Raw genomic sequence first — 1,046 nt, forward strand, 5'->3', positions numbered from 1 at the left:
AAGCAGAAGAAGTTAGCGACATTTCGGATAGATGCCGATGAATGGGTTGCTTTTCAGGAGTGGGCAAGGCGTAGCGGCACAAATGCTTCGGCAATACTTGTTAACTATATTGAGGAATGTCTAGAGCTCCCACCGACAAGGTTTTCTCGCTTCCCCATGGAACGAATGAATAAAAATATAGATAAACGCCTAGATAATATAGAAGAAAGGCTCAAATTTCTCGAAGTATCTATTGAGGCGCGTATTCAAAAGGAAGTCCAACAACAGATAGCTATCTCTAATCAAGAACTTATCCAAAAAGATAAAATTAATGAATTTTCATAAATTAAGGGTTTTCAGCTTCTTCTCGCCAAACACTTTTTGATTGGTTTTATTGTGGAGAAACTGATTTTATTTAATTTATTATTAGCTCGATTATTAGTGCTAAAACTTGCATTTATAGAATAAAAAAAGTCAGAAAAATTGCTGACTTTTATTAATGTATTTTGAGATATTTTCTGCTACTTTTTTTAACAAAAAACTAAAAAAAATTAATCAATAATTTAATTTGACATACATAGTAAATAATAATTTAAAAACAAAATAAAATTAATGAAAATATTTTAATTTTCTTAATCAAGCAATAAAGCAATATCTAAATTCTAATTTATTCAAATTTATCGATTATAAGCATTATTTGTTGTCTTGATAAAAACTAATAATCAACTTAACATTTTAAGTATAAAATAAAACTAAGTATTTTAAAAGCTTAAGTATAAGAGCGTGATTAATTTAGGGAAAAAATTAGGGAAGTAATTGAGAGAGGATATGAGTGTGCTTTCCAAATTGGGTGGTGTATTCTTTTAAGAGGAATAATTTTTGCCTCCTTGGAGATGGAAGAAAGTAAATTTGACTTCCTGTAAACTACAGGTAATCATTTTTACTCTCATTTCTCCAAATCCAATCAGTAAAGGACTTGCAAAAATTCCTCTTTTCTGGGTAATCAAACCATCAGTTTGAGTAAAAAGTAAAAATTTATACTATTAAAGTTCAGTAAGAAAATGTCA

1 protein-coding gene is annotated in these 1,046 nt (G+C 28.9%); it reads left to right on the forward strand.

All coding sequences use genetic code 11. The annotated features are described in order from the left end of the window. The coding region (locus tag ACE1CC_RS09560) for a hypothetical protein (protein ID WP_413270235.1) at positions 1–324 on the forward strand (324 nt) is incomplete at its 5' end. Between the last annotated feature and the right edge of the window lie 722 nt (positions 325–1,046).

Source organism: Floridaenema aerugineum BLCC-F46, assembly GCF_041929345.1.
Classification (GTDB): Bacteria; Cyanobacteriota; Cyanobacteriia; order Cyanobacteriales; family Aerosakkonemataceae; genus Floridanema; species Floridanema aerugineum.